The following is a 2,327-nucleotide window of genomic DNA, read 5'->3' as shown; positions in this document are numbered from 1 at the left end:
CGCCAGAAGCTCGAGGAGTCCCAGGTCCTCGTGGGCAATCGCGTGTGGCTTCCCTTCGTCCGGGCCCGCAACTACATGCGCTCACGGCAGTCACTCCTGGACTACTCCCTCACCTGGCTCTACCGCGTGGCCGAGCGGCACTGCGGCTGAAGGGCGAAACGACACCGGGCTTTTCGGGGGTGCATGCGCAATGGCTCCCCCGCGCATCGGTGGCTCGGCTCCAGCCAGGAAGTGGCGCCGGGTGGGCCAGAGCCGGAACCTGTGCGGGCCGTGGCCGCGCCTCCCGCCGAGGCGCCCCCTCCCCCGGCCGCCGCCCCGCCGCTGGCGCCCCGAAAGGACAGTGCTCCCGTGAAGCAGCCGCCGCAGACAACCCCCGGCCCCCAGCTCGAAGCCGCCCCCAAGCGCCGGAGCGCCGCCATGCGCAATGCGTGTCTGGGCCTCACCGGCGCCGCCTTGCAGGCCTGCATGGGCACCCCGCAGCAGGTGCCCTCCGAGCGCCCCGCTCCGCCGCCTCAGGCCTGCCCCGCCGGGGCCGTGGAGACCATGACGGGTACGCTCGGCTTCCGCCTGAGAGAAACGAAGGACGTGCAGTGGAGCGACGTGCGCGGCAGGCCGGTGCGCGTGGACGAGGATACTCCTGTCTACTTGTTCGGCGACTGGGATGCGGGATACGACCCCTACCGCGGGGGTGGACGCTTCGCGCTGCCGGACAACACCCGGGTCTCCGGGCGGCTCTACGTCAAGGACGGGCGGGTGTACGGCCGCTTCACCGAGGCACGTACGCCCAACGGGGTGACGTACCCGGTGTGCCTGGAGTTGCTGGACAGCAGTGACAAGGTGGGCCTCGAGCTCGAGCCCGGCAGCGCTCCAGGGAAGATGATGGTGAGCCCCATTGCGGTGGTGCGGGTGGTGGACCGCTTCAAGTAGGAGCGTCCGCGAAGTGGGACGGCGGTAGGCCGGACACGACCGGGCAGGAGGTATGGTAGAGCCCCACTCCTGCGGTCCTGTCCACGTCCTCGGGAGACCCCCGCCCATGCCCATGCCCGTGCTGTCCTCCGCTGCCCTGTTGCGACTCGTGTTGCTCGCTGCCCCCCTGGACGCCTCGGCACTGTCCGCGCCATCTGGCTGTGTGTCGGGGACGAGCCACCTGGAGCTGACGGAGGACACGCACGGTGAGGCACACGCGGTGTGCATCCATCCGGGGCTCTCCACCAGCTTCCTCTTCGACACGAAAGTGGAGCGCGTGGAACTGGCCGGGAGGGAGCGTTTCCGGGTGATGGAGGATGAGACGGGGCTTGCGCTCGTGCCCACGCGGGCGCTCACGCAGGGAGCGCGCGTGCCCATGACGGTCTTCTTCCAGGACGGCATGACTCCGGCCAGCGCCCGCTTCCTGCTGGTAGTGCACCCCTCCGAGGCCGCGCGGCAGGTGGAGGTGACACGCCAGCCACGCCCGCCCGCCTCCTGCGGCGAGGGTGAGCAGCAGGCGCGGGCGGAAGCGCGACAGTGCCAGGAGGACAAGGCGCGCCTGGAGGCGCGGTGCAGCGGGCAGGTGGGGCTGCTGGGCCTCCTGGCGCAGGGGCTGCTGGGTGCGGACGGTATCGACAGCAAGGACATCGGCAAGAGCGTCACCTCGCGCCCGGGCAACACGCTCACCAGCAGCAAGGCACGCAGCTACCGCTCCGCCACCGCACGCATGGAGGACGGGCGAGAGGTGGTGCGGCTGTCCGTGGAGCTGAACTTGAAGAACACCGGGAGCACGCCCTGGACGCTGGCGGGGGCGGTGCTGGTGGGGCCCGAGGGCGAGGAGTGGAAGGTGCTCGGCGCGTGGCAGCGGGAGCCCATTCTCCCGGGGAAGTCAGGCCGCATCGGGGTGGAGGTGGAGATGGACGAACAGGAGGCGCGCGGAACCTTCTCGCTGAAGCTGCGGAGCCAGGAGGCGAGCGGCGGGGGCGATTTCTTCGACGGCGTGACCTTCCCATAGCGCCACCGGGCCCCGTCAGGCCGTCATCGGCCGAGGTCGGCTGTGGGTGCGCCTGCCGACGTCCTCGCCAGGCCCTGGTGAATAATCCGGGCTAAGCCCCCGGACATAGATGTTGATCACCTACGCCACAGCCCTTGGCGGACGCGCGCAGGGTGAATTGCAGCCGCGCTACGCCGCAGGTGTACAGAATTGATGTCCGGGGGCTTAGTCTCTGGGGCTGCTGTTGGAGGCGCCGATGACTTCCACACTGCTGGTGCTGTTGCTGCTGTCCCAGGCAGGAGGGGCCGACCCCACTCCCGCTGAGGCTGAACCTCCGCCGCTCCCGGCGTCCTCGACGGGAGGTTGG

General features: G+C 70.3%; 2 protein-coding genes. Both read left to right on the top strand.

Going from position 1 to position 2,327, the window contains the following annotated elements; translation table 11 throughout:
* Positions 1–348 precede the first annotated feature (348 nt).
* On the top strand, positions 349–927 hold the full coding sequence (locus tag VFZ09_RS30210) for a hypothetical protein (protein WP_329731166.1): 579 nt from the start codon (positions 349–351) through the stop codon (positions 925–927).
* Positions 928–1,033: 106 nt separating this feature from the next.
* Entirely contained in the window at positions 1,034–1,981 is a 948-nt protein-coding gene (locus VFZ09_RS30205; RefSeq protein ID WP_329731165.1) for a DUF2381 family protein, read from the top strand.
* Positions 1,982–2,327 lie beyond the last annotated feature (346 nt).

Origin of the sequence: Archangium sp. (assembly GCF_036277355.1) — a bacterium.
In the GTDB taxonomy this organism is placed as follows: Bacteria; Myxococcota; Myxococcia; order Myxococcales; family Myxococcaceae; genus Archangium.
The sequence above is the reverse complement of the archived record's forward strand: the minus strand, read 5'-3'. Positions and strand labels throughout refer to the sequence as shown.